This window comes from Streptomyces tendae (assembly GCF_008632955.1).
Classification (GTDB): Bacteria; Actinomycetota; Actinomycetes; order Streptomycetales; family Streptomycetaceae; genus Streptomyces.
Genome location: NZ_CP043959.1, coordinates 733112 through 751870 on the forward strand (window position 1 = coordinate 733112; position 18759 = coordinate 751870).

At 72.7% G+C, this 18759-nt stretch carries 17 protein-coding genes and 1 pseudogene; 12 read left to right on the plus strand and 6 right to left on the minus strand.

What is annotated here, in order from left to right; all coding sequences use genetic code 11:
* Positions 1 to 135 precede the first annotated feature (135 nt).
* From F3L20_RS03600 to F3L20_RS03615, 4 genes and pseudogenes are all read left to right on the plus strand, one after another.
* The gene (locus tag F3L20_RS03600) at positions 136 to 1188 is read left to right on the plus strand and encodes a LacI family DNA-binding transcriptional regulator (protein WP_150152122.1); all 1053 of its coding nucleotides are present in this window, start codon (positions 136 to 138) and stop codon (positions 1186 to 1188) included.
* 257 nt (positions 1189 to 1445) lie between these two features.
* Positions 1446 to 2429 (plus strand): LCP family protein, encoded by a 984-nt coding sequence (locus F3L20_RS03605; RefSeq protein WP_150157205.1) that lies wholly within the window; start codon positions 1446 to 1448, stop codon positions 2427 to 2429.
* Positions 2430 to 2588: 159 nt separating this feature from the next.
* A pseudogene (locus F3L20_RS03610) lies at positions 2589 to 2944 on the plus strand (YciI family protein).
* Between the two features lie 157 nt (positions 2945 to 3101).
* The gene (locus tag F3L20_RS03615; protein WP_240810829.1) at positions 3102 to 4313 is read left to right on the plus strand and encodes an RNA polymerase sigma factor; all 1212 of its coding nucleotides are present in this window, start codon (positions 3102 to 3104) and stop codon (positions 4311 to 4313) included.
* 211 nt (positions 4314 to 4524) lie between these two features.
* Here the strand turns inward: F3L20_RS03615 and F3L20_RS03620 are convergent, their stop codons facing one another.
* Complete coding sequence (locus F3L20_RS03620; RefSeq protein ID WP_150152128.1) at positions 4525 to 5712, minus strand: THUMP-like domain-containing protein; 1188 nt, start codon at positions 5710 to 5712, stop codon at positions 4525 to 4527.
* Positions 5713 to 5802: 90 nt separating this feature from the next.
* Here F3L20_RS03620 and F3L20_RS03625 point away from each other — a divergent pair, with 90 nt between their 5' ends.
* The 5 genes from F3L20_RS03625 to F3L20_RS03650 all read left to right on the plus strand — a co-directional run bounded on the left by F3L20_RS03625 (position 5803) and on the right by F3L20_RS03650 (position 11188).
* Positions 5803 to 6723, plus strand: a complete 921-nt coding sequence (locus F3L20_RS03625; RefSeq protein ID WP_150152131.1) for a polysaccharide deacetylase family protein — start codon at positions 5803 to 5805, stop codon at positions 6721 to 6723.
* Positions 6720 to 7523, plus strand: a complete 804-nt coding sequence (locus F3L20_RS03630; protein ID WP_150152134.1) for a polysaccharide deacetylase family protein — start codon at positions 6720 to 6722, stop codon at positions 7521 to 7523. Before F3L20_RS03625 ends, F3L20_RS03630 begins: the two co-directional genes overlap by 4 nt.
* Before the next feature lie 299 nt (positions 7524 to 7822).
* The gene (gene groES / locus F3L20_RS03640; protein WP_073932713.1) at positions 7823 to 8131 is read left to right on the plus strand and encodes a co-chaperone GroES; all 309 of its coding nucleotides are present in this window, start codon (positions 7823 to 7825) and stop codon (positions 8129 to 8131) included.
* A 150-nt stretch (positions 8132 to 8281) separates the two neighbouring features.
* Positions 8282 to 9907 carry a chaperonin GroEL gene (gene groL / locus F3L20_RS03645; protein ID WP_150152137.1) on the plus strand — a complete coding sequence of 542 codons (1626 nt, stop codon included), beginning with the start codon at positions 8282 to 8284 and terminating at the stop codon, positions 9905 to 9907.
* A gap of 234 nt (positions 9908 to 10141) precedes the next feature.
* Positions 10142 to 11188, plus strand: coding sequence for a hypothetical protein (locus F3L20_RS03650; RefSeq protein WP_150152140.1), 1047 nt, complete (start codon positions 10142 to 10144; stop codon positions 11186 to 11188).
* Positions 11189 to 11217: 29 nt separating this feature from the next.
* Here F3L20_RS03650 and F3L20_RS03655 read toward each other — a convergent pair whose 3' ends face one another.
* From F3L20_RS03655 to F3L20_RS03670, 4 genes are all read right to left on the minus strand, one after another.
* A complete protein-coding gene (locus tag F3L20_RS03655; protein ID WP_150152143.1) occupies positions 11218 to 12105 on the minus strand; it encodes a septum formation family protein in 888 nt (295 codons plus the stop codon).
* A gap of 248 nt (positions 12106 to 12353) precedes the next feature.
* A complete protein-coding gene (locus F3L20_RS03660; protein WP_150152145.1) occupies positions 12354 to 13061 on the minus strand; it encodes an ester cyclase in 708 nt (235 codons plus the stop codon).
* 88 nt (positions 13062 to 13149) lie between these two features.
* On the minus strand, positions 13150 to 13923 hold the full coding sequence (locus tag F3L20_RS03665; protein WP_150152147.1) for an SDR family NAD(P)-dependent oxidoreductase: 774 nt from the start codon (positions 13921 to 13923) through the stop codon (positions 13150 to 13152).
* A gap of 164 nt (positions 13924 to 14087) precedes the next feature.
* Positions 14088 to 14768: an MOSC domain-containing protein gene (locus F3L20_RS03670; protein WP_150152149.1), complete on the minus strand. Its 681-nt coding sequence runs from the start codon at positions 14766 to 14768 to the stop codon at positions 14088 to 14090.
* A 92-nt stretch (positions 14769 to 14860) separates the two neighbouring features.
* Between F3L20_RS03670 and F3L20_RS03675 the strand changes: the two genes are divergently transcribed.
* Positions 14861 to 15748 carry a LysR family transcriptional regulator gene (locus F3L20_RS03675; RefSeq protein WP_150152151.1) on the plus strand — a complete coding sequence of 296 codons (888 nt, stop codon included), beginning with the start codon at positions 14861 to 14863 and terminating at the stop codon, positions 15746 to 15748.
* Positions 15749 to 15813: 65 nt separating this feature from the next.
* Here the strand turns inward: F3L20_RS03675 and F3L20_RS03680 are convergent, their stop codons facing one another.
* Positions 15814 to 16146 (minus strand): WhiB family transcriptional regulator, encoded by a 333-nt coding sequence (locus F3L20_RS03680; protein ID WP_024883244.1) that lies wholly within the window; start codon positions 16144 to 16146, stop codon positions 15814 to 15816.
* A 382-nt stretch (positions 16147 to 16528) separates the two neighbouring features.
* Here F3L20_RS03680 and F3L20_RS03685 point away from each other — a divergent pair, with 382 nt between their 5' ends.
* Positions 16529 to 17140: a response regulator transcription factor gene (locus F3L20_RS03685; RefSeq protein ID WP_003948568.1), complete on the plus strand. Its 612-nt coding sequence runs from the start codon at positions 16529 to 16531 to the stop codon at positions 17138 to 17140.
* A gap of 958 nt (positions 17141 to 18098) precedes the next feature.
* Positions 18099 to 18686: a sigma-70 family RNA polymerase sigma factor gene (locus F3L20_RS03690; protein ID WP_024883245.1), complete on the plus strand. Its 588-nt coding sequence runs from the start codon at positions 18099 to 18101 to the stop codon at positions 18684 to 18686.
* Positions 18687 to 18759 lie beyond the last annotated feature (73 nt).

An 18759-nucleotide genomic window follows, 5' to 3' on the forward strand; every position in this document is an offset into this window, starting at 1 on the left:
CGACGCGGCGGGCGGCGCGGCGGGCGGGGATGCGAGGCGTGAGGGACCGAAGGCGAATGTTTCGTCATACGTTTCGAATGTTCCGGACGGTCGCAGGTCTTCGCCGTCGGGCCCCGCGGAGATACGATCGCCGCCATGACTTCTCCGCAGCCCGCTGAGACCCGGACCAACGGGCGCAGCTCGCAGACCGCGACGCTCGCCGAGATCGCCCGCGAGGCGGGTGTCTCCGCGCCGACTGTTTCGAAGGTGCTCAACGGCCGCGCCGACGTCGCCCCGGGTACCCGCTCCCGGGTCGAGGAGCTGCTGCGCACCCACGGCTACCGGCGCCGTCGCGCCGAGGCCACCCGGTCGCCCCTGATCGACCTGGTCTTCCACGAGCTGGAGAGCGCCTGGGCGATGGAGGTCATCCGGGGCGTGGAGAACGTCGCACGGGACGCCGGGCTGAGCGTCGTGCTCTCCGAGAGCGCCGGACGGCTCACGCCGGGCCGCACCTGGGCCGACCAGGTGGCCGCCCGCCGCCCGCACGGCGTGATCCTCGTGCTGTCCGGCCTCGACGAGTCCGGCAGGGCGCTGCTGACCAGCCGTTCCATCCCCTTCGTGGTCATGGACCCGGCCGGTGACCCGGGCACCGACGTGCCCTCCATCGGCGCGACCAACTGGCAGGGCGGCCTCGCGGCCACCCGGCATCTGGTCGAGCTGGGCCACACCCGCATCGGGGCGATCAGCGGGCCCTCGCGGATGATGTGCAGCCGGGCCCGCGTCGACGGGTACCGGGCCGCCCTGGACACCGCCGGGCTGCCGGTCGACCCGGAGCTGATCGTGACCGGCGACTTCCACCACGACGCCGGCTACCAGCTGGGTCTCGCCCTGCTGCGCCGCGAGGACCGGCCCACCGCGGTCTTCGCCGGCAACGACCTCCAGGCGCTCGGGCTGTACGAGGCGGCGCGTGAGCTGGGGTTGCGGATCCCGGAGGACCTGAGCGTGGTCGGGTTCGACGACCTGCCGGTGGCCCGCTGGGTGGGGCCACCCCTGACGACCGTGCGGCAGCCGCTGACGGAGATGGCGGAGGCGGCGGCCAGGCTGGTCCTCGACCTCGGCAAGGGCGAGGACAGCTCCACGGCGACCCGGGTGGAGCTGGCGACCAGCCTGGTGGTGCGCAGCAGCACGGCCCCGCCCGGGAGGGTCTGACCCGGTCGGCGGTCCGGTCCGGCAAGGCGTCCGATCCGGCAGGGCGTCCGATCCGGCCGTGTGGCCGGGATCGTTCCGTGTCTGAGAATTTCCCGAGAAAAACGGCCGGGAAGCGCCGCCCGTCATAATTCGGACGTACGTTCCTGATTGTGACGGGACATCAGGGGACGAGCGGGGACAGCGGCGGAGGGGACGCCGGGGGCGCGGACATACCGCCCGCCCGGCGGCGGAGACGGGCGCCGAAGATCCTCGGGGGCGTGCTCGCCGGACTGCTGGTGCTGGGCGCGGGCGCGGCGGCCTGGGCGTATCTGCGTCTCGACGGCAACATCCGCGGGGTCGACATCGACCACGCCCTGGGGGACGACCGCCCCGCCAAGGGCGTGACCACGCCGTCCCCGTCGCCGTACGCGGCCGCCGACGCCTCGCCCCTGCCGACCGGGTCCCTGAACCTCCTGGTGCTCGGCTCGGACTCGCGCAGCGGCGCGGAGAACCGGCGGCTGGGCGGCGGGGAGGGCGGCAGCGCCCGGTCCGACACCGCGATGGTCGTCCACCTCGACGCCGGGCGCACCGCCGCGACGGTGGTCAGCATCCCGCGCGACACCCTCGTCGACCGGCCGTCCTGCCCCCTGGACGACGGGGAGTCGACGCGCCCGGCCTCGGGCGTCATGTTCCACACCGCGTACGAGGTGGGCGGGCCGGTGTGCGCGGTGAAGACCGTTGAGACACTCACCGGTGTCCGCATGGACCACTACCTGGAGATCGACTTCGCCGGGTTCGCACGCCTGGTCGACGCGCTCGGCGGGGTGACCGTCACGACCCGGCAGGACATCGACGACGACCGCAGCCACCTCACGCTGGACGCCGGCACCCACCACCTGGACGGCACCCAGGCCCTCGCACTGGCCCGAACCCGTTACGACGTCGGCGACGGCAGCGACCTGGGCCGCATCGCGCTCCAGCAGGGCCTGGTGAAGGCACTGGTCCGGCAGATCACCGAGCTGGACCTGCTGACCGGCCCCACCGTGCTCTACGAGGTCGCCGACGCCGCCACCGCCGGCCTCACCACCGACACCGGCCTGGACTCCCTCGGCGAACTGACCCGCTTCGCCCGCAGCCTGCGGGGCCTGACCGCCGACCGCGTCACCACGGTGACCATGCCGGTGCTGCCCGCCCCGTCCGATCCCAACCGGGTCGTGGCCGACGAGCCGGAGGCAGAACAACTCTGGGCGTCGCTGAAGTGAGGCGACGCGCATGCTCGGGGTCTCGCCGAGGTGAGGCGACGTGCGCGGGCCGCGCACCGGAGAAAAAATCTTTGTGCTGGTGTCGATTGCCGTCCCCGCCGTTCGACGCAGGGGTGAGAGGCCGGGAAGGACCCGGCCCGCCCACCACGAGGAGCCACCATGCCCCGCTATCTCTCCCTCATCCGGATCGACGAGAACAACTCCCCCGAGGGCGGCCCAGCCCCGAGCTGATGCAGCGCATGGGCGAGCTGATCGAGGAGATGACCAAGAACGGAGTCCTGCTCGACACCGCCGGGCTGACCCCGACCGCCCAGGGCACCCGGGTGCACTACGAGGGCGGCCGGCTGTCCGTGACCGACGGGCCGTTCACCGAGACCAAGGAGGTCATCGGCGGGTACGCCCTCCTCCAGGCCAAGGACCGGGCCGAGGCGATCGAGTGGACCAAGCGGTTCCTGAAGGTGCACGAGCCGCACTGGACGGTGACCTGCGAGGTCCGGGAGATCGAGGAGGGCTGACGTCCCGGCCCGCCGGGCCCGCTTGGCCTCACCGCCGTACGGGTGTCTGATGGTGGGCTGTGACACCACAGCCCACCGCCGGACCGGACGGGACGGGCGGACCGGAGCGGACCGGGCCGGCCGGAGACGCGGCCGGGACGTCGAGACCGTGTTCCGCATGGAGTTCCCCCGGGTGATCGCCGGGGTCACCCGGATCGTCCGGGACGTCGGCATCGCCGAGGAACTCGCCCAGGACGCCCTCGTCGCGGCCCTGGAGCAGTGGCCGCGGGACGGGGTCCCCGACAACCCGGGCGCCTGGCTCATGACCACCGCCCGCAACCGCGCCGTCGACCTGGTCCGCCGCCGCGAGACCTACGCCCGCAAATTGGCCGAGATCGGCCGGGACGCGGCCACGGTGACCGCCCCGCCCGAGGTGCCCGCCGACCCGGACGACATCGACGACGACCTGCTGCGGCTCGTCTTCACCGTCTGCCACCCGGCGCTCTCCGCCGAGGCCCGCACCGCCCTCACCCTGCGGCTGCTCGGCGGTCTGACCACCGCCGAGATCGCCCGCGCCTTCCTCGTGCCCGAGCCGACGGTGGCGCAGCGCATCGTGCGCGCCAAGCGCACCCTGGCCCGGCGGAACGTCGCCTTCGAGGTGCCGTACGGGCCCGACCGCGAGGCCCGGCTCGGCTCGGTCCTCGACGTCATCTACCTGATCTTCAACGAGGGGTACGCCGCCACGGCCGGCGACGACTGGCTGCGACCCGCCCTGTGCGAGGACGCGCTGCGGCTGGCCCGTGTGCTGTCCGGGCTGATGCCGAAGGAACCCGAGGTGCACGGGCTGACCGCGCTGCTGGAGCTCCAGGCGTCCCGGACCGCCGCCCGCACCGGCCCCGACGGTGCGCCGGTGCTGCTCAAGGACCAGAACCGCGCCCGCTGGAACCGCCTGCTCATCGGCCGAGGGGTGGCCGCGCTGGCCCGCGCCGACGCCGTCGCCTCCGGGCCTCCGGGCCCGTACGCCCTCCAGGCGGCCATCGCCGCCTGCCACGCGCACGCCTACCGCTACGAGGAGACCGACTGGCCGCGCATCGCCGCCCTCTACGGCCTGCTCGCCGCCCGCACGGCCTCGCCGGTGGTCGAGCTCAACCGCGCGGTCGCCGTCTCCATGGCGGAGGGACCGGAGGCGGCGCTGCCGCTGGTGGACGCGCTGACCGAGGTGCCGGCGCTGCGCGACTACCACCTGCTGCCGAGCGTCCGCGGCGACCTCCTGGCCCGCCTCGGCCGCACGGACGAGGCCCGGGCCGAGTTCACGCGAGCGGCCCGGCTGGCGGGCAACGCACGGGAACGGGAGCTGCTGCTACGTCGCGCGAGGGACCTAGGCGGGTGAGCGTCAGGCGTGCGCGGGGGCGGTGACAGGTCGGCGTGCGCGGGGCGGCGGGCCGTCGCCGGGGGTGCCGGAACGCCGCCGGGAGGGGACCTGGGTGGTTCTGGCCGGCGTGCCCGGCGGCCGGAGCCCGTCGGGTGGCTGACGGCGGCCGATCAGGCGCGCGACGCCCGCGCCGCCGGCCGGCTTGCGCGCGCCGGCCGACGGCGGCCGGTCACGGTGCCGGGTGGCCCAGGAGCATCGTGGGTGCGCCGGCGACGCGGGTCAGGAAGACCGTGACCGACGCGGTGCCGTGCGGCTTCGGCAGGGCCTTGCGGCGCAGTTCCTCCGGCTCTACGGCCGAGCCGCGCTTCTTGACGGTGAGGACACCCACCTCGCGCTCCCGCAGCAGCGCCTTCAGCTTCTTGACGTTGAAGGGCAGCTGATCGGTGATCTCGTAGGCGGTGGCGTACGGGGTGCGGTGCAGGTCGTCGGCGGTGACGTAGGCGATGGTCGGGTCGATCAGCCCGCCCCTGACCTCCTCGGCCACCTGGGCGACCAGATGGGCGCGGATGACGGCGCCGTCGGGCTCGTACAGGTACCGCCCGACCGGCCGGACCGCGGGGTCCGGCAGCAGGGTGGCGGGGGTGGAGTGGATCCCGGCCGCGGCGGGCAGCAGGGTCGCCCGCCGCGCCCCCGGCGTCACCCCGGAGCCGAACCACAGCATGGCTTCCTTCACGTCCCCGCCGTCGGAGACCCACTCGGCCGTCGCCTCGGCGGGGATCGCCTCGTGCGGGATGCCGGGAGCGATCTTCAGCAGGCCGAGCGGGGCCTTCAGCGCGGCGGACACCGCCCAGGACAGGGGCGGGGAGTAGGCCTCCGGGTCGAAGATCCGGCCGCGCCTGGAGGAGCGCCGGGCCGGGTCGACGAACACGGCGTCGTACCCGGCCGTGTCCACCTCCGTCACGTCCGCCTCGCGCACCTCGATCAGGCCGGCGAGCCCGAGCGCGCCGGCGTTGGCGCGGGCGGCCTGGCAGGTCAGCGGGTCCCGGTCGACGGCCAGCACCCGGATGCCGGCGCGGGCGACGGCGATCGCGTCCCCGCCGATCCCGCAGCACAGGTCCGCGACCGACCGCACCCCGGCCGCCCGCAGGCACTCCGCCCGGTACTCGGCGACACTGCGGCGGGTCGACTGCTCGACCCCGTTCGGGGTGAAGAACATCCGCGACGCGTCCTCCGCCCCGAACTTCGCCACCGCCCGCTGCCGCAGCCGCGCCTGGCCGAGCGCGGCCGAGACCAGCTCGGCGGGGTGGTCGCGGCGCAGCCGGGTCGCGACGGCGAGTTCGCGGGCGGGATCGGTGTCGCGCACCTCGTCGAGGAGGGCGCGGCCTTCGGGGGTGAGGAGCGGGGCGAGGTCGTTCACCGGGTCATTGTGGGCCAGTCGGTGGACCGTGTGCCCCCGGCCGCGGTGTCGGGCCGGGAGCGGCCCGGTCGGCTGCGAGGATCCGGGCCCATGCGAGTAGTAGGACAAAACGATAAGAAGTGGACGCGGGTGGGGGTACGGACCGGCCTCGCGGTCCTCGCTCTCGCCGTCCTCGCCTCGGGCTGCGGCCAGGACCGCGAGCCGGCCGAACCGGCCGGCGGCCAGCAGCCCCTCCAGGCACCCCCGGCCCGCGCACTCGACTCCTACGCGGGCAAGCTGCGCGCCGCACAGGCCGCGCGGGCCGCCGCCGCCAAGCGCTGGGGCCTGAAGAAGGTCCCGCTGGCCGCGCCACCGCCGCCGGCCGAGAAGCCGAGGATCACCACCCGCGAGGGGTTCGAGGTCGACGGCCATGAACGGCTGGATCTCCCGCCGGTGTTCACCACCGTCCCCGTCGAGGAGAAGGTCGTGTTCCTCACCATCGACGACGGCGCCGAGAAGGACCCCGAGTTCCTGCGGATGATGAGCGAGCTGAAGGTGCCGTACAGCGCCTTCCTCAGCGACTACGTCGTCAACGACGACTACGGCTACTTCAAGGACATGCAGAAGCGGGGCGTGAGCCTGCACAACCACACGCTCCACCACCCCTATCTGCCGGCGCTCTCCCGTGCCCGGCAGAAGCGGGAGATCTGCGGCATGCAGGACGTCGTCGAGGAGCACTACGGCACCCGCCCGGTCCTCTTCCGCCCGCCCTACGGCAACTACGACAAGAACACCCTGCGCGCCGCCAAGAGCTGCGGGATCACCCACGTCCCGCTGTGGAACGAGGAGGTCTTCGCCGACCACTGGGAGTACCGCGAGTGGGACCGCAAGATCCACCCCGGTGACATCGTGCTCTCCCACTTCCGGGGCCGTGACGACTGGAAGGGCACCATGCCGGACATGATCCGCCGCTTCCTCGACAAGGTCACGGCCGAGGGGTACGCCGTGGGCAGGCTGGAGGACTACCTGTGAGGTGGCGCGGGGCTCCGTGGCCCCTCCCCGCGGCGCTCGTCCTGCTCGCCGCGGCCGCCGCCGGGTGCGCGGCGCCCGGCGCCGGGCACGTGTCCTCCCGGGCCGCACCGACGGCCGCCGCCACCGCCCCGCTCCCGCCGGTCGTCGACCACGTCACGACCGACGACGGCACCGTCTTCCTCACCTACGACGACGGTGCCGAACGCGACCCCCGCTTCATCGACCTGGTGCGCGAGCGCCGGCTGCCCGTCAGCATGTTCCTCACCGACAGCGTGATGGGCCCCGGATACGGCCACTTCGCCCGCCTGCGCGCGGTCGGCGCGAACCTGCAGAACCACACCCTGGACCACCCCGCCCTGCCCGGCCTGCCCTACGCCGGGCAGCGCGCCCAGATCTGCGGCCAGCAGCGCAAGCTGGCGTCCCGCTTCGGCATCCGCCCCCGCCTCTTCCGCCCGCCGTACGGCACGTACGACACCACCACGCTGCGCGCCGCCGCCGACTGCGGCATCGCGGCGGTGGTGCTGTGGCGCGTGACCCTAGAACCGGACGGCCACCTCACGTACGCCCACGGCCCGCACCGGCTGCTCCCCGGCGACATCGTCTCCGTACCGTCGGGCGAGGCCCCGCCCCTGTCGCTCGCGGACCGCACGACACGGCTCCTGGCGGAACTGGACGAGCGGGACTTGAAGGTGGGCAGACTCGAGGACCACGTGGGCCGGCATCCAGGCCCGGCCACTTCCGGCCCGGCCGGGGCCACTCCCAGCCCGTCCGGCGCCACATCCAGCCCGTCCGGCGCTTGAGGACGAGGCCCGAAGGGCCGGCAGGGGGGTCCGGGGGCGCAGCCCCCGAGGGCGGCCACACCGACACCGGCACCACACCACCCCGCGCCGGAAAACGCCCCCCACCCCCCGACGCGCCGCACGGCAATTGGCACTCCGCTTGACCGAGTGCTAATCGCGGTCATAGTCTCAGGTCTGGCACTCCCCCCTGGAGAGTGCCAACACGCGACGGGCAGGTCCGGCACCCGCGACGACGGATCGACCTGGTCGCCACCTCAGACAGTTAACCCCGTGAGATCTCCGAAGGGGGAGGTCGGATCGTGACGACCGCCAGCTCCAAGGTTGCCATCAAGCCGCTCGAGGACCGCATCGTGGTCCAGCCGCTCGACGCCGAGCAGACCACGGCTTCGGGCCTGGTCATTCCGGACACTGCCAAGGAGAAGCCCCAGGAGGGCGTCGTCCTGGCCATCGGTCCGGGCCGCATCGAGGACGGCAAGCGCGTCGAGCTCGACGTGAAGGTCGGCGACGTCGTTCTGTACAGCAAGTACGGCGGCACCGAGGTCAAGTACAACGGCGAGGAGTACCTCGTCCTCTCGGCCCGCGACGTCCTCGCGATCGTCGAGAAGTAGGAGGACCCCGGGGCCTGCCCCGGAGACCTCGATCTCGTAGCAAGTACTTCTGCTCGAACACTGCGCCCCTGGCCCCAGCATCCGACAAGGAGCCGGGCGGCCCAGGGGCGCAGTGATTTCATCTAGATTTCCGAGAGGGCTCCCGCTGCCATGGCGAAGATCCTGAAGTTCGACGAGGACGCCCGTCGCGCCCTCGAGCGCGGCGTCAACAAGCTTGCCGACACGGTGAAGGTGACGATCGGCCCCAAGGGCCGCAACGTCGTCATCGACAAGAAGTTCGGCGCCCCCACCATCACCAACGACGGTGTCACGATCGCCCGCGAGGTGGAGATCGAGGACCCGTACGAGAACCTCGGCGCGCAGCTGGTGAAGGAGGTGGCGACCAAGACCAACGACATCGCGGGTGACGGCACCACCACCGCCACCGTGCTGGCCCAGGCGCTGGTCCGCGAGGGCCTGAAGAACGTCGCCGCCGGTGCTTCCCCGGCCGCCCTGAAGAAGGGCATCGACGCCGCCGTCGCCGCCGTGTCCGAGGACCTCCTCGCGACCGCGCGCCCGATCGACGAGAAGTCCGACATCGCCGCGGTCGCCGCGCTGTCCGCCCAGGACCAGCAGGTCGGCGAGCTCATCGCCGAGGCGATGGACAAGGTCGGCAAGGACGGTGTCATCACCGTCGAGGAGTCCAACACCTTCGGGCTGGAGCTGGACTTCACCGAGGGCATGGCCTTCGACAAGGGTTACCTGTCGCCGTACTTCGTGACGGACCAGGAGCGCATGGAGGCCGTCCTCGACGAGCCGCAGATCCTGATCACGCAGGGCAAGATCTCCGCCATCGCGGACCTGCTGCCGCTGCTGGAGAAGGTCATCCAGGCCAACGCCTCCAAGCCGCTGCTGATCATCGCCGAGGACGTCGAGGGCGAGGCCCTGTCCACCCTCGTCGTCAACAAGATCCGCGGCACCTTCAACGCCGTCGCCGTCAAGGCGCCCGGCTTCGGTGACCGCCGCAAGGCGATGCTGCAGGACATGGCCGTCCTCACCGGCGCCACGGTCGTCTCCGAGGAGGTCGGCCTCAAGCTCGACCAGGTCGGCCTGGACGTGCTCGGCTCCGCCCGCCGCGTCACCGTCACCAAGGACGACACCACCATCGTCGACGGTGCCGGCAAGAAGGAGGACGTGCACGGCCGCGTCGGCCAGATCAAGGCCGAGATCGAGGCCACGGACTCCGACTGGGACCGCGAGAAGCTCCAGGAGCGCCTCGCGAAGCTCGCCGGCGGCGTGTGCGTGATCAAGGTCGGCGCCGCCACCGAGGTGGAGCTGAAGGAGAAGAAGCACCGTCTGGAGGACGCCATCTCCGCGACCCGCGCCGCGGTCGAGGAGGGCATCGTCTCCGGTGGTGGCTCCGCGCTGGTCCACGCCGTCAAGGTCCTCGAGGGCAACCTCGGCAAGACCGGCGACGAGGCCACCGGTGTCTCCGTGGTCCGCAAGGCCGCCGTCGAGCCGCTGCGCTGGATCGCCGAGAACGCCGGCCTCGAGGGCTACGTCATCGTCTCCAAGGTCGCCGAGCTGGAGAAGGGCAGCGGATACAACGCCGCCACCGGCGAGTACGGCGACCTGGTCAAGGCCGGCGTCATCGACCCGGTCAAGGTGACCCGCTCCGCCCTGGAGAACGCCGCCTCCATCGCCTCCCTCCTCCTGACGACCGAGACCCTGGTCGTCGAGAAGAAGGAAGAGGAAGAGCCGGCCGCCGGTGGTCACGGCCACGGCCACGCCCACTGACGACCCGGACGTCGCACTGACGGCCGCGAGGCCGTGACGACCCCGAGGCCGCACCGACGACCTGAGGTCGCCGGACACCGAGTGAGGGCCCGGCTCCCCGTCCACCCGGACGCGGAGCCGGGCCTTCGCCGTACCCACCGCGGGCCCGGCGGACGCTCCCGCCCGTCCTGGAACCGATCATGCCCCGCCCGGAGTCTGTGCACACGGCGGCCGGAACGACTCAGGGGGACGGCGATGGACCAGGCGCTCTACGGAGAACGCTCACGCAATCCGCTCGCGCGGACCGTGCGTCTCAGCGAGGCCGGGCTGCGCCGGGGGGGCCGGACGACCCCGTTGGAGGAGCTGAACCTCGCCGCCATGGCGGATGCGTTCCTGCGGGGTGCCTGGCTCGGCGGCGGGGGCGCCGAACGGCCCCTGGAATCGCTGCCCCAGGGCGCCGGCGCCGTGCCCGTCACCCGGGCCACCGGCACCTGCGGGCCCGTGAGGACCCGTCAGGCCGCCGCGTTCGCCCGCGCGCTGGGCGAGCTGGCGGTGCGCCGGTGCGGCGGCCCCGGGCAGGTCGCCGCCCTCGCCGCGCGGGCGCGGGAGGAGGGCGTGCCGCTGTGGATCGCCCGCCGCCACGCGCCCGGCCCGGCCGGCCCGGTCACGGTCGCCGTGGACCGCCGCCAGGTCCGCGCGGACGTCTGGGGCCCGTACGCACCCGCCGTACGGCTGCGGGCACCGTACGGCTTCCTCGGCAACGACGGCGCCGGGGGCACGGGGCTGGTCCTGACCGTGGGGGACGCCGTCGCACAGCTGTCGCTGCGCAAGAAGTTCCGCAAGTCCAGGAGCACGGTGGAGATCCGTCTGCCCGACCGGCAGTGGACCCTGCGACGTGAGGACGCGGCGAGCTCCTGGCTGCTGCGCGGTGAGACGCGGGTCGCCCTGCTGACCCGCCCGCCCCGCGGGGCGGCCCCCGCCCCCGGCACCTTGCTGCTACCGCTGGTTGACGTCCGCCACGAGAGCCCCGACCCGCTGGACGCCGTGCTGGCCCACCTGGTCGCGGTGTCCTTCGGCCTCGGCGACGCGACGGGCCTGGCGAGGTTCCGCACCACGAACCCCCGCCACCCGGTGGACGACACGGCCTGGGACCAGCCCTGGTTCACCAACCTCGGCCGCGGCCGCGACGACAACGAACCCGGCGGTGGCGACGGCTGGGGCAGCGACGGCGGCGACGCCGGGGACGGGGGCGGCGACGGCGGAGGGAGCGACGGGGGAGGAGGGGGCGGCGGGGGCGACTAGGCCAGGGCCGGGCGACCGGTCACCCGAGGTCAGGGGGCCCAGACCTCGGCCTCGTCGGCCGGGACGGTGGTGGCCAGGCCCAGTTCCTTGCGGGCGGCGACCGACTTGTTCGGGTCGATGAGGGTGAACCCGGCGTCGTAGGCGACGTAGAACGTGTCGAGGTCGCCGGCGTTCGCGGCCTTCCGCCACTCGCCGGCCGCCTTGGCCAGCGTCCCGCGCAGCGTGCCGACCTCGGCGCCCCGGACGCCCTTCAGCCCCTTGACATGGGTGTCGAGGGCGGCGGCGAGGGCCTTGGCCTGAGCCTGGTAGGCGTCCAGGTCACCCTCGATGTCGTCCGTCTCCGGCTGGTTGGCCCACAGGGCCTCGTACACCGCGTTGGAGCCCTTGAGGTACGTGAGCTGCTCCGGCTCGAAGGTCTTCGCGGTGTCCAGCGACCCCTTGAACGTGCCCTTGTCCAGGCTGTACGTGCAGCTGACGAGGCGGTCGTCCGTCGCCCAGCTCTCGGCGGTCGGGGTGTAGTAGGACAGGCCGACACCCTGGGGCAGTGCCCAGGTGTCCGGGGCGTACTTCTGCGCCTCGACGGGACAGCGGGTGTCCGCGATCGTCGTGACGGCGTCCTCGCCGGGGTACTTCCGGCCCTGCTCCATCTCGAACTCACCGATGACCTGGCCCTGGTGCGCCTCGGCGCAGGGCACGATCTCCACGAGGTACGCCTCGCCCTCCGCCTTGCCGTTCGGGTTGTAGCAGTCCCCGACGTCCAGCGAGAACACCGACCGCTGACGCGCGGCCTTCTTCGCCCCGTCCTTGGCGCCGTCGACAGCCTCGGACACGTCCGAGCAGCCGACGGCCCCGAGTGCGACCAGCGCGACGACAGCGGTGAGCCCGCGAGGCGAGCGGTACGGGGTACGGACGGCCATGGCGCCCACGTCCTTCGGTGCGATCCTCAGGAGGGAGCGCCCGCCCTGGTCGGGGACCTCACCTCCACTTCTGCGTCTGTGACGCGCGACGATCGGGGATGGTTGTAACCCCCTCCCGTGACGGCCCGTGCGGGCCTCGGACGAGAACCCCCTCACACCCACGGGCAGGGAGATCGGTGTTCGCCCCCACGGGGCCGTGGGGACCGGCCGTAAGAACGGGACACCGGGCGGGCGCGCGCACCTCCCGGTCACCGTCCCGCCGGTTCCACCGCCCCCAACTGCGCCATCAGGCCCAGGCGGTCGTACTGCCACCAGCCCTCGGCGATCTTGCCCTCCGTGCTGAAGCGGAGGATCGTCGCGCCGGTCATGGTGACCCTGTTGCCCGTGGCCGGCAGGCCGAGGAAGTCGCCCTTGTGGATGCCGTCCCAGCTCCATCGGGTGCACACGCGGTCCGCCTGGGCGATCCGGTCCTCGACGCGGAACGTGAAGTCGAAGCCGGCGCGCCACGTGTCCAGCTCGCGGCGGAGCCGGTCCAGGCCGTGGACGTCCTGCTCGTTGGACGGATCGTGGTCGTGGTAGTCCTCCTCGACCAGGCCCGTCAGCGGGGACAGGTCGTCCGAGGCGGTCGCGACCTCGAAGAACCGCCGTGCCGTGTCCCCGTTCAGCCGCGCGTCGCGCACCACGTCCAGGTCGGTGACGGTCGGCGTGCCCTGGCACAGGGCGCTCATCTCGCGGAAGATCCGGTCCGTCTCCGGCAGCCGCGCGTTCCGTACCGCCTCCTCGTACGACGGGAACTCCACGATCTCCACCAGGTGCGACGTGTCGGTGCGGTCCTTTCCGACGACCGCGTGCGTCGCCGTCCGCCTCCCCCTGGTCTGCTCCACCCACTGGTCCAGGAGCCGGTCCATCTCCTCGAACCGGTTCGTCCTGCAGTCGATGAGCTGTACAAAGGTCATGACGTCACCTCCGGCCCCCGTCGGTCCGGGCTGGGCTGGGCTGTCACGTCCCATCTTCCTCCGGGGGGAGGTCCGCGTCCCGCCGTCGTCAGCGGGGGCCGTACTTGCGTCCCGTCCGCGAGGAGAGCCCGCCCATCATTCCGCGCGGGACCAGCTTGGACGCCCCGAGCAGCACCTTGTACCGGGGGTCCGGGACGGAGAGCGTCCTGCCCCGGGCCAGGTCCGCCAGCGCCGCCGCGACGACCTTGTCCGCGTCCAGCCACATCCACCCGGGAATGTTGTCCGTGCCCATCCCGGCCCGCTGGTGGAACTCGGTCCGTACGAAGCCGGGGCACAGCGCCATCAGACGCACGCCCTGGCCTGCCAGGTCCTGCGCCGCGCCCTGGGTGAACTGCACGACCCACGCCTTCGACGCGCCGTACGTCCCGCGCGGCAGGAACGCGGCCGTCGAGGCGACGTTCACGACACCGCCCCGCCCGCGCTCCCGCATCGCCTCCACCGCCGCCGAGGTGAGCCGGAGCACGGCCTCGCAGTGGACCTTGAGCATCATCAGCTCGTCGGACATGGGGACTTCGAGGTAGCGGCCCTTGTGCCCGAAACCGGCGTTGTTGATCAGCAGGTCGACGGGGTTCTTGCGGTCACCGAGCCGTTGGGCGACCGCTTCGATGCCCTTGTCCTCCGCCAGGTCGGCGGTCAGCACCTCCGCCTCGATGCCGTGGCGGTCGTGCAGCTCGGTGGCCTGTTCCCGCAGCCGGCCGGTGTTCCTGGCCACCAGCACCAGGTCATGCCCGTCGGCCGCCAGCCGCCGCGCGAACGCGGCACCGATCCCAGCCGTCGATCCCGTAATCAGAGCCGTTGTCATGGCGCAAGACTAGTGACCCCGGAGCGGAAGCGTCCGCTCTGAATCCGCCCCGCATGCGCCGTGCATTCGCCCCGCATGCGTTCGCCGTCCGCTCTGCGTTCGGTCGCGGTCGGTTCCGGGTGCGGCGGCTCCGCCGACCGATCCCGGCGGAGTCCGACGCACCGTCACACCTCGGCGGCCGCCTCGTACTTCTCCACGTGTGCCCGCGCCCGCGCCAGCGCCTCCGGGTGCAGCGCCTCATGGGCCGCCAGCAGCCGGGGGAGCAGGTCGCGCTCCGTGGTCACGGCACGGAACTGCAGGGCCACCGTCACCTCGTGGTCCGGGCGGTGGACGATCCGTACGGCGTCGCCCGCGCGCACCTCGCCGGGAGTGATCACCCGGAAGTACGCCCCCGGCGCGCCCCGCTCCGTGAACCGCTTGATCCAGCCCTTCTCCTCCAGATGGCCCTGGAACGTACGGCACGGGATGCGTCCCGAGGTGACCTCCAGGACGACCTCCGGACCCACCGCCCAGCGCTCGCCGATCAGGGCGCCGGACACGTCGATGCCCTCGGTGGTGAGGTTCTCGCCGAAGGAGCCGTTGGACAGTGTGCGCCCCAGCGCGCGCTCCCACTCGTCGAGGTCCTCGCGGGCCACCGCGTACACCGCCTGGTCGTCCCCGCCGTGGTGCCGCGTCTCGCAGACCGCGTCACCGGCCAGGCCGCTCCCGCCGACGCTCTTCGGCCCCGGCGCCGCCACCCGCACCGGCCCGTCCACCGGACGCTTGTCGATGCCGGTCAGACCGTCGCGCTGGCCCGTGTACGGCACGGCCTTGGGGCGGCCCAGGTTCACAGAGAGAAGCTTCATGCGCTGCACGGTAAGCCATGTGCATCAAAGCGTCGACGCAATAATGCCCCGTTGACCAAAGGGTGGCTTATCCCTGCGGGTACCCTGGCAGGGTGATCGAAGCCCGCCACCTCCGTGTGCTGCGCGCCGTGGCCTCCACCGGCTCCTTCTCCGCCGCCGCCCGCGAGCTGGGATGCACCCAGCCCGCCGTCAGCCAGCAGATGAAGGCCCTGGAGGCGTCCGTCGGCACGCCGCTGCTCATCCGCTCCGGCCGCGAGATGCGGCTGACCCAGGCCGGTGAGGCGCTGGTGCGGCACGCGGCGGGCATCCTCTCCGGGCTCACCGCCGCCGAGGAGGAGGTCGCGGCCATCGCCGGGCTGCGCGCCGGACGAGTCCGTCTGGTGTCGTTCCCCAGCGGCAGCTCCACGCTCGTGCCGACCGCGCTCGCCGCCCTGCGCGACGCGCATCCCGGCACCCGGGTCTCGCTGGAGGAGGCCGAACCGCCGCGCTCCGTCGAGCTGCTGCGCGAGGGCGACTGCGACGTGGCCCTCGCCTTCCGGTACGAGGGCGCGGAGGAGTGGGACGACCTGGTGGTGCGGCCGCTGCTGTCGGACCGCCTGGTGGCGCTGGTGCCGGAACGGCACAAGCTGGCGCGCGCGGAGTCCGTCGCGATCGGCGAACTCGCGGACGAACCGTGGATCGCGGGCTGTCCGCGCTGCCGGGGTCAGCTGGTGGAGGTGTGCGAGACGGCCGGCTTCACCCCGCGCATCGACTTCGCCACCGACGACTACCCGGCGGTGGCCGGCCTGGTCGGCGCGGGACTGGGTGTCGCGGTCCTGCCCCAGCTCGCACTCGAGTCGGTGCGGCCCCGCGGTGTGCGGACCGTGGCCCTGGAGCCCGCCGTGCGGCGGGAGATCGTCGCGCTCACCCTCCCGGACCTCGCCCAGGTGCCCGCGGTCACCGCGACGCTGGAGAAGCTGGCGGCGACGGCCGCCAGGTGACGGATGAAGGGCACGCGCGCGTGCCCGCCGGTTCTGGTGACGGTTCCTTCTGGAGAAACGTTCCTTCAGGTGTTCGAGGCGGTTGCGTGCCCGGCGGCACCCGACGCGGAGACCAGCCGGTTGCGGGCCCGCCCCATCAGCTCTTCGCGCTCGTCCTCGGTCAGGCCGCCCCACACGCCGTACGGCTCGCGCACGGCCAGCGCGTGGGCGGCGCACTCGGCGCGCACAGGGCACCTCATGCACACCTCTTTGGCCGAGTTCTCGCGTGCACTGCGCGCGGCGCCGCGTTCGCCCTCCGGGTGGAAGAAGAGCGAGCTGTCCACCCCGCGGCAGGCAGCCAGGAGCTGCCAGTCCCACAGGTCCGCGTTCGGTCCGGGAAGGCGGGAGAAATCTGCCATTGCGTGACCCCTTGTAGCCGTTACTCGGGCGGATCCGATGTCCACGACCGTACAACTACGATCAAAGGAGATGAAAATATGACTCATTGCGAATCTAGCTCCGGACACCGACGAAGGGGAAGAAAAGGGTCTAAATGGGGCATGGGTTGTGATGAAAGTTCGGGGGTACGTCGCGCATGTCTCCACCGTGAGCACCTCCTCACGTAGAGTGCCGAAGATGGCAGACGGCCCCGTAACTCTTTCGAGTGACCGTCGTTGAGAGTGCGAGGCGGTTGAAGGAACAAGCGCTCGGGCAGGCGTCCGAGACGGTCGACCGCACAGGTGACGATTTCGTACCAGCCTGGAGGCTCAAGGTGACGCGCATCAGCTGCGGAGGGCGGCCATGACTTCCGTCCTCGTCTGCGACGACTCCCCGCTTGCCCGAGAGGCGCTCCGCCGCGCGGTCGCGACCGTGCCCGGTGTCGAGCGCGTGACGACGGCGGCCAACGGCGAGGAAGTCCTCCGCCGCTGGGGTGCCGACCGCTCGGACCTGATCCTGATGGACGTACGCATGCCCGGTCTGGGCGGCGTCGAGACAGTGCGGCGGCTGCTCTCCGCCGATCCCGGAGCACGGATCATCATGCTCACGGTCGCCGAGGACCTGGACGGCGTGGCCCTCGCGGTCGCCGCCGGGGCCCGCGGCTACCTGCACAAGGACGCCTCGCGCGCGGAGCTTCGCGCCACGGTCACACAGGCGCTCGCCGACCCGACCTGGCGGCTCGCCCCGCGTCGGCTGCGCTCGGCCGAGATGGGCGCGGCGCCCACGCTCACCGCGCGTGAGATCCAGGTCCTCGAAGGCATGAGCCACGGCCGCTCCAACGCGGAGATCGGCCGCGAGCTGTTCCTCTCCGAGGACACGGTGAAGACCCACGCGCGGCGTCTCTTCAAGAAGCTCGGCGCCTCGGACCGGGCGCACGCGGTGGCGCTCGGGTTCCGGTGGGGTCTGGTGCGCTAGGCCCCGTCCCTCGGACCCGGACGGGCGCGCGATACGGTGCCCAGCCCGGGTCCGGCGAACGGCGGCCCAGCGGCAGCCCCGCCGGGGCGCGTGCGTGCGTTCCGTCGGCGTGGTGTCGCGGGCGGTCCGCGGGTGCGGCGCTGCGGGCGGGTGGTCCGTGCGCGGCACGAGGCGGTGCGACGGCCGTGGGTACGGCCGGCACGCGGACGTCTGTGTGCGATGCGGCGGACGTCGGCGCCGGTTTCCCACGCGGTACGGGTGGCGGCGCCCGAGGTTCCCGTTGCGGTGCGACGGGCGGCGCCCAGGGTCTCCCTCGCTGCGCGGATGGCGGCGTCCGGCATTTCCCTCGCTGTGTGCGTGGCGATGCCCTGGGGTGCTCGCATCATGCGTGCGTCGCCGTCCGGGGGTTCTCGCGTCGCGCGTGCGTCGGGGCCCGTGGTCTCCCGTGTCGTACCGACGGTCGCGTCGCCGCTCTCCCGCTGCGCACGGACGGCGGCGTCGTCGGCCCTGCGCGTCATGCGGACAGTGGGCGGTGCCGATCGGCCGACCCGGTGGGATGTGTGGGTGGTGCCGAGCTGCCGACCCGGGTGGGATGTTCCGAACGCCGGTGCACCGAACGCCCCTGCTGGTGTGACGGATTCTTCCTTCCCGCGCGGCGCGGGAAGCGCACCCGGTGCCGGGGACCCCTCCGGACCTGGGCCGGGAGACCCTCGCGGCAGCCTCGCCGTGTGGGCCCGCGCACGGCCCGGACGTGGTGTTCGCCGCGGCCGGGAGGCACCCACTGCTCGTTTCGCGGCGGATGCCGCATCCTTGAGGTGTGGAGTTCCTCGGGGACGAGTCGGTCGAGCGGAAGGGGAGGGCGCAAGGGATGACTTCCGGCGCACCTGCTCATAACGCTTCGGTGCACAACCAGGGACACGGTGCCGCGGACCAGACGTCGGCAGGGCACCATGGACCGATGCGCGACGACGAGGCGGGCACGGCCCCAGGCGCCATCGGTGCGCTCGTCCATCGCGCGGTCGACGGAGACGAGCAGGCCACGCACGACCTGCTCGCCCATGTCCACCCGCTCGCGCTGCGCTACTGCCGGACCCGTCTGTCCCGGCTGCCGGGCGACGCCCGGCACTTCGTCGAGGACCTCGCACAGGAGGTCTGCGTGGCGGTGCTGCTCGCGCTGCCCCGCTACAAGGACACCGGCCGGCCCTTCGAGGCGTTCATCTTCGCCATCGCCTCCCACAAGGTCGCCGACCTCCAGCGCGCCGCGATGCGGCACCCCGGATCGACCGCCGTGCCGTCCGACGAGATGCCGGAGCGGCCCGACGACTCCCTCGGTCCGGAAGAGCGCGCCCTGCTCAGCAGCGACGCCGAGTGGGCCAAGAAACTGCTGGCCAGCCTCCCCGAGAACCAGCGTGAGCTGATCCTGCTGCGCATCGCCGTGGGACTCACCGCGGAGGAGACAGGTCAGATGTTGGGAATGTCACCCGGCGCGGTCCGGGTGGCCCAGCACCGCGCGCTGAGCCGGCTGCGAGCCCTGGCGGAGCAGTAACACCCGCCCGGGCACCGTCTCTTCGCGTAGGCGCGAGACGCACATGAACGGACGATCATCCGTTCCCGTACGA